Annotated in this window: 6 protein-coding genes and 1 pseudogene; all 7 read right to left on the bottom strand. The window is 62.6% G+C overall.

All coding sequences use genetic code 11. The features are described 5' to 3' along the window. Positions 1-330: 330 nt before the first annotated feature. Complete coding sequence (locus ACXJMY_RS24305) at positions 331-1110, bottom strand: ABC transporter permease (RefSeq protein ID WP_456621874.1); 780 nt, start codon at positions 1108-1110, stop codon at positions 331-333. Continuing rightward, positions 1107-2015, bottom strand: coding sequence for an ABC transporter permease (locus tag ACXJMY_RS24310; protein WP_456621875.1), 909 nt, complete (start codon positions 2013-2015; stop codon positions 1107-1109). Before ACXJMY_RS24310 ends, ACXJMY_RS24305 begins: the two co-directional genes overlap by 4 nt. Continuing rightward, positions 2008-3120, bottom strand: coding sequence for an ABC transporter ATP-binding protein (locus ACXJMY_RS24315; protein WP_456621876.1), 1113 nt, complete (start codon positions 3118-3120; stop codon positions 2008-2010). The genes ACXJMY_RS24310 and ACXJMY_RS24315 overlap by 8 nt, the downstream gene beginning before the upstream one ends. Beyond that, positions 3105-4217: an ABC transporter substrate-binding protein gene (locus ACXJMY_RS24320; protein ID WP_456621877.1), complete on the bottom strand. Its 1113-nt coding sequence runs from the start codon at positions 4215-4217 to the stop codon at positions 3105-3107. Before ACXJMY_RS24320 ends, ACXJMY_RS24315 begins: the two co-directional genes overlap by 16 nt. A 30-nt stretch (positions 4218-4247) precedes the next feature. Next, complete coding sequence (locus tag ACXJMY_RS24325) at positions 4248-5564, bottom strand: NtaA/DmoA family FMN-dependent monooxygenase (protein ID WP_456621878.1); 1317 nt, start codon at positions 5562-5564, stop codon at positions 4248-4250. 232 nt (positions 5565-5796) lie between these two features. Then, on the bottom strand, positions 5797-6120 hold the full coding sequence (locus ACXJMY_RS24330) for a hypothetical protein (protein WP_456621879.1): 324 nt from the start codon (positions 6118-6120) through the stop codon (positions 5797-5799). Positions 6121-6822: 702 nt separating this feature from the next. After that, positions 6823-7018 (bottom strand): annotated as a pseudogene (locus ACXJMY_RS24335) (ABC transporter substrate-binding protein); the annotation flags it as partial.

The following is a 7018-nucleotide window of genomic DNA, read 5'->3' on the forward strand; positions in this document are numbered from 1 at the left end:
CGGCCGATTTGCGCCATTAGCGGTCACCCGGCTATAAACCTGCGTCGATGCGGCTGGGGCGCTACCATCTTAGGGTAAGAAATCGTACAAAATCGTAGTTTGGAATGCAAAATCGCAGTCTTGGTAGCGGGAGACCGCTAGCGCCTTTCCCGACATGGCGCAGATCTGCGATATTTCCTCCGATCGTCCGCCTGAAAGGGATGTTTTCGAGGAAACCTGAATCAAGCAGCGCCGCAAAGATTCCTGTGTACGGCTTGCTCGCCTTGCTCGGTCGCCAGACGTAACCTCACGCCCGGTCAAATTGCACGCGGCGTCTCGGCTGGGCCAAGGTCAAGCGGCCGCTCGTTTTCCAAGGAGGTGGGCGCAGCCCATCAACACGACCGTCAGCACGATGGTCAGGGTTGAGACCGCTGCGATGGTTGGTTCAATCTGATAGAGCAAATCGTCCCACATGCGGCGCGGCAGCGTGACCGCGCCGGAGCCGGATATGAACAGCGCAACGACCAGCTCATCGAACGATGTGATAAAGGCGAACAGGGCGCCGACCAGAACGCCGGGGCGGATCAGTGGCAGCGTGATCTGGAAAAAAGTGCCGGTGGGTGTGGCGCCGAGGCTAAGCGCTGCCTGCTCCAGGCGGGGGTCGATGCCCGCGAGGCTGGCGTTCACGCTGGTGACGACGAAGGGTACCGCAAGACAGGTATGGGCGAAGATCAGGCCGGCCGGCGTGCCGACCAAGCCGTAACGGGCGAAGGCGTAGTAGATGCCGATGGCCACGACGATCACCGGCACGATCAACGGCGACAGGATCAGCGCAGAGGCCAGAACGCGGAGTGCTTTGGGCAGGCGGGCGATGCCAAGCGCTGCCAGCGTACCGAGTAGCGTCGCCAGCACGACCACGGAGGCTGCGACCCAGAGGCTGAGCCAGGTCGAGCGCAACCAATCGTCGCTGGCGAAATAGACGCTGTACCAGCGCAACCCGAAGGCCGGCGGTGGAAACGTCAGGTAAGTCGCCGAAGAAAACGAGACCACCATCACGACGACGATGGGCAAGGCGAGGAACATGAGGATGAGGCCTACGAGCATCGCCGGCAGCACGCGGGCGACTGTCATCGTGCGCTCGTTCGGAGCGTATGGCCGACACCAGGCAGCCGATAGAAAGCCGCGATGATGGCGAGCGCCGTTGCCAGCAGCAGGACCGAAAGGGTCGCTGCATAGGCCCAGTTGAGCTGATCGACCTGTTGGGCGATCAGCATCGATAGCGTGATCTCGCGCGTGCCGCCGACCATGGCCGGCGTGATGTAGAAGCCCAGCGCCAGCACGAATACCAGCAGCACGCCGGCGGCGACGCCCGGCATGGAGAGCGGCAGCGTTATCTGCCGAAAGGTCGCCCACGGCGTTGCGCCCAGCCCGGACGCCGCGCGCGCCAGCGACGGATCGATCTGTCGGAGCGCATTGGCGATCGGGAGAACCATGTAGGGCAGCAGGATGTGAACCATCGCGATCTGGGTCGCCAGCGGCGTATTGAGGATGCGCAACGGCTGGTCGATCATGCCTGCCGCGAGCAGCGCCTCATTGATGAGGCCGTGCCGGCCCAACAGCACCATCCAGGCGTAGCTGCGGACCAACACGCTGGTCCAGAATGGCAGCAGGATCAGGAACAGGATCACCGGCGCGTAGCGCGGCGCGCGCACCAGCGAGAGAGCGACAGGATAGCCCAGCAGCAGCGCCCCCGCAGTGACGGTCAACGACGTGTAAAGCGTGTTCGAGAAGACTTTCAGGAACACCGTGTCGCCCGTCAGGGAGGCATAATGCGACAGCGTCCAGTTGGGATCGTTGACGCTGCGCATCAACATCGACAGCACCGGCAATGCATAGAACACGAGCATGAACAGCAGAAGCGGTGCCGCCAGCAGCAACGGCATGACCGGCCGCCAGGACAGCCGCCAGGGCAGCCGCACGCCGCTCTGCCGCGTGGCGGCCAGTCTTCCGAAACGGATTTCGACCCCCTCAGACAAGGATCGTATCCGCGACCGACCAAGCGATCTCCGTCCGCTCGCCGACCGCGCGGCGCCGGATCGCCGCACTCGACGGTTCTTTCAGCACCATCGCGGTGCCGTCGCGTGCCTGCAACATGTAGCGGCAGCGTTCGCCGGCAAACACCGCCTCGGTCACGGTGACGCTGAGACGGTTCTGCGGCGCGGTCGAAGCAAAGGCGCCGTCGGCGAAGCGGATACGCTCCGGACGCGTCGTCAGCATGACCTTCTCGCCGGTGGCGGGCCGGCCGGGACACAAAGCACGGACGATGGCCCCTTCGCACTCGGCCACCACGACATCGTCCTCGACGCCGCGCACGATGGCCGGGAGGAAATTCGACTCGCCGAGGAAGGAGGCGACGAAACGGCTGCCCGGCCGGTCATACAGATCCTCAGGCCGTCCGACCTGCGCCACCAGTCCTCCATTCATGACGGCGATACGGTCCGACATGGTGAGAGCCTCCTCCTGGTCGTGGGTGACATAGATGAAGGTGATGCCAAGATCGGCATGAAGGCGGCGCATCTCCAGCTGCAGGTTCTCGCGGAGCTGCTTGTCGAGCGCGCCCAAGGGTTCGTCCATCAGAAGAAGGCGCGGCTTGAACACGATGGCGCGCGCGAGAGCGACCCGCTGTTGCTGGCCACCGGACAATTGGCGCGGGTAGCGCTCACCATGGTCGGGCAATTGCATCAGCGCCAGCGCCTCGCGGACCAGCTCTTCCCGCTCGGCCTTGCCGACGCCGCGCTGCTTCAGCGGAAATCCGATATTGTCGGCAGCGGTGAGATGAGGAAACAGAGCGTAGTTCTGGAACACCATGCCGATGTTGCGGCGATAGGGCGGCATGGCGACGACCGACTTCCCGTCGATGGCGATGTCGCCGCCGGTCGGCGTCTCGAAGCCGGCGATCATCATCAAGGTCGTCGACTTGCCGGATCCGCTCGGTCCCAGCAGCGTCAGGAACTCGCCGGAGAGAATGTCTAGCGAAACGCCGGCCACCGCGGCCACGCGATCATAGCGCCTTTCCAGGTTGCTGAGCGATACCGACGCGCCGCGGCCAGCCCCGGTCATCGTCGTCAGCTCAGCAGCCATTTGTTGAAGCGACCAACAACCGTGTCGCGATTGTCGATCCACCAATCATAGTCATAGTTCACGAGCTGCGATTTGATGGCGGGGGCGCTGGGCAGCACGGCCAGCCGTTCCGGCGGGATGTAGTCGTTCGACTTGGCGTTGACCTGACCATAGGGGATTCCGAAGGCGATGCGTGCCTGGGGGATCGCCATGGTCGAATAGGCTACGAACTTCATCGCATTCGTGGCGTTCTTGGCGCCCTTGGGGATGCCCCAGGCGTCGCGCTTCATCAGCCCCTGATTCCAGCATATTGCGGCGGGAACGTTCGCCGCCTGCAGCGCAGCCATGCGACCGTTCCAGACGGTTGTCATGGCGACCTCGCGGTCGGTCAGAAGCTGGACCGGCACGGCGCCGGTGTCCCACCATTTGACGACCGCCTTCTTGATCCCCTCGTAGCTTGCGAAAGCCTTATCGATATCGAGCGGATAGAGCTTGTCGGCCGGCACGCCGGCCGCCATCAGGGCGAATTCCATCTCGGGCCAGCCGCCGGCGCCGGTGCCGCCCATGGCCCGGTCGCCGGGAAATTTCTTGGTGTCCCAGAAGTCTGCCCAGCCTTTAGGCGCGTCGCCCTTGAAGGCGTCGGTCCGATAGCCCATCACCTGCGCCCACACCAGCATCTCGAGGCCGTATTCGAAGCGGTAGGCGGTGCCGACACCGTCGTCGACCAGGGAATAGTCGATCTTCTCGAAGTAGTCGCCTTGCTTCTGCAGGTTCATGATCGAGCCGCGGCTGAGCTGGGCGATGTCCCATTCGACGTTGCCGGTCTCGACCATGGCCTTGATCTTGGTCGGGTTGGTGCCGGGAAAAGCATGCACCTTGATGCCGGACAACCTCTCGAACGGCTCGAAATAAGCCTTTTGCTGGGTCTCCTGCATCGTGCCGCCGAAGGTGGCGATGCGAACCTCGCCGCTGCCCTTCAGGATGTCGGGGATCGTGGTCTGCTCCGGCCACGCCGCCTCGGCGTGACCAGGGCGGATGAACGGCGCCGCAAGGCCTGCGCCCAGCAGACCGATTGCCGTGCGGCGATTGAATTTGGTCGGAGAACAATGATCGCGCATGACGGCTTTCTGCCTTCCTGCTTGGGGTGATCAGTACGCCAGAAGATTGTCGCGGAAATGCTTGTGCTCGTAGGCTTTGCGCATCAAGCCGCGATCCTGCAGCGCAGGCACCAGCCCGTCCTCGATCTCGGCGAGTGTGCGGCGGTTGACGTTGGGCATCGAGAACAGGAATCCGTCGCCGCCGACCTCCTGCATCACCTCGCCCATCTGTGCGGCGACGGCGTCGGGCGTGCCGCAAAGCTCGACCGACATGTCGACCGCATTGAAGCTCGCCATCGTCTCCCGGATCGAGCGCCCTTTCGCCATCAGGCGGTACTGCTCGAGATTCTGCTGATGGCCGTTGGTGGTCACGTCGTCGGGCAGCGGCTTGTCGAGATCGAACTTGCCGAAGTCGATATTGGTCACCTTGCCGAAATGCGCGAGCCGCTCGTCGATGCGCCCCAACGCGATGGCGGCCCGCTTCTTCCTGCGCTCCTGGGCGTCGGCTATGCTCTCGCCGAGAATCGGATTGATGAGATAGAGCACCTTGCAATCGGAAGGTTTGCGGCCGCATGCGATCATGTGCTTGTGCACGTCGTCGCGGTAGGCGCGCATCGCCTCGATGCCCTTGGTATGGACCACGATGGTGTCGGCATGGGCGGCGGCGAATTTGCGTCCGCGCGGCGAGCCGCCGGCCTGGGCGATCACGGGCCGGCCCTGCGGCGCCGGCCCCGAGTTGAGCGGGCCGCGCGTCTTGTAATACTTGCCGCTGTAATTGACGGCGTGGACCTTGGTGGGATCGACCAGCACGCCGCTCTTGCGGTCGGCGATGATGGCGCCCGGCTCCCACGAATCCCACAGGCCATTGCAGACCTCCATGTATTCGTCAGCCATGTCATAGCGCAGGTCGTGCTCCGGCATGCCTGGCATGCCGAAGTTCATGGCCGCGAAGTCCGAACTGCCGGTGACGGCATTCCAGCCGATGCGCCCGCCCGACACCTGGTCGAGCGTCGCCACCAAGCGGGAGAGCAAATAGGGATGATAGGCGTATGTTCCAAAAGTAGGCACGATGCCGATGCGCGATGTCACCTGCGTCATCAGCGCCGCCACCACTGACGGATCCTGACGCGGCACCGCGATGCCGTTCTTGAGATAGATGTCGGTCGAGCCACCGAAGCTCTCGCCGACGTAGGACGAATCTTCGAGCAGGATGTAGTCGAAGCAGGCGCGCTCGAGCGCGCGCGCCGCGTTCAGGAACAGCTCAGGCTCCATCCAGGTCTGGCCGATATGTCCGGTCCAGGACTCGCCCCAGGCCTGCACGCTCGATCCCTGAAGGAACCAAGCCAAGTGAAATGGTTTGGTGGGCATCTCGGCTCCATAACCGCGATCAAGTTGCAGGATCGACCGAATGAACTAAGCAAATACTGTGCCGATCTCCTATGCGTTGTAGTCGTGGAGGCTGGTAACAGCACTCCGGTCCTGTGTCTGGAGAGGCGGTCCGTCCCAATCGCTTCGGGTCGTTTTTGGAGCCCTGTGCGTGCCGAAAACTTAAGCTCGGGCATAGTGGCTATGAAGTCCGCTCGGAATGGCGCGGTGCGCCTCACGTCGAGAAGAGATTGCACGCGACACGGCGACCGGCGCTTGGCTCCCCCGGCACTTCGACGCGCCAACGTTCCATCGCAAATGCGCAGCGCGGGTGGAAACAATATCCGGGCGGCGGGTCGAGTAGGCTCGGCACTTCACCGGCGAAGACCGGAGGCGCGGTCTTTCCCGAGCCGGATTCGCCGACCAGCCCGAGCGTTTCACCGCGCATGATGTCGAAAGTGACGCCGTTCGAGGCATGTAGCGTCGAAACGCCGCCGGCATACTTGACCGCGAACGTCTTGCGCAGATCGCGAACCTCAACAATCGGCTGATCAACCATCGTGTTCGCCCGACGCTAGGATACGCGGCGGGCAGCGCGCCGACTGATGATTGCTGACCATTTGCATCGACAGCTGCTCGTCCAGGCAGCTGTTTTCCACCAAAACGCAGCGCGGCTGAAACGGCAGCCGGCGATGAATTCCTGCAGCGCCGCCGCACATGCCCGGTCAGGAAGCACGCATTATCCCAAAAGACGAATGGCGCATACTCAGCTTGGATTGGGATGCCGAACAGGCTCTAGCACCGACCTTTGAATATGTGGCGCTTACAATCGGTAAGCCCCGACGCCAAGCCTAATGCATTTAACTACTGAGGACCGGAGCGTGCACCATAGGTGCAGAGGCTCCTGCGAGACAGTTTGCTATTGGGCAAGGGCCGATTGATCGCACTGGATTTACGGGAGAGCGATGCAGATGTGCCGACGGATGTAGACCGCTTCGCAGCACGCACATATAGAAGGAAGGGAACAGTTCACTTTGATGCGAGAGCCATGGGTTCTGGCACTCTTCAAATCGTTTGGGTAAAAGTGATCCACGAAGGTGGGACACAGCGTCTCTCCTTCCCGCCGGCGCATCTTTGAAGTCAAGACTTTGCGAGAATGGTGGATGCTCCTGCCGGGCCCACCAGCAACTCGATGACTTCTCGGACTTTCATTTCGCCGGCCGTCGTCTCCCATCGTCCGCAACATCGAGGATTGGAGGCATCATTTATCGGTCGGCGTCCCTTCAATGGCAGAGCCAAACCTCACCCAGTTCTGGCCATCGAACTTCTGCAATTGCATCTGTTCGATCGGGTAGTGGTCGGCTGGCGATGTGCCCAACGTAACGCCCGGAAGCAGCATGTCGAGATGAACCTGGTTCAACGCCTCGGCCTGCCCCATGATGTTAGCGCGTGTAAGG

Source organism: Bradyrhizobium sp. P5_C12, assembly GCF_054049735.1.

Bases quoted from the DNA above. Each gene is read 5' to 3' on its own strand.
- ACXJMY_RS24305 (WP_456621874.1), bottom strand. From the start codon at position 1,110: ATGACAGTCGCCCGCGTGCTGCCGGCGATGCTCGTAGGCCTCATCCTC.
- ACXJMY_RS24315 (WP_456621876.1), bottom strand. From the start codon at position 3,120: ATGGCTGCTGAGCTGACGACGATGACCGGGGCTGGCCGCGGCGCGTCG.
- ACXJMY_RS24320 (WP_456621877.1), bottom strand. From the start codon at position 4,217: ATGCGCGATCATTGTTCTCCGACCAAATTCAATCGCCGCACGGCAATC.
- ACXJMY_RS24325 (WP_456621878.1), bottom strand. From the start codon at position 5,564: ATGCCCACCAAACCATTTCACTTGGCTTGGTTCCTTCAGGGATCGAGC.
- ACXJMY_RS24330 (WP_456621879.1), bottom strand. From the start codon at position 6,120: ATGGTTGATCAGCCGATTGTTGAGGTTCGCGATCTGCGCAAGACGTTC.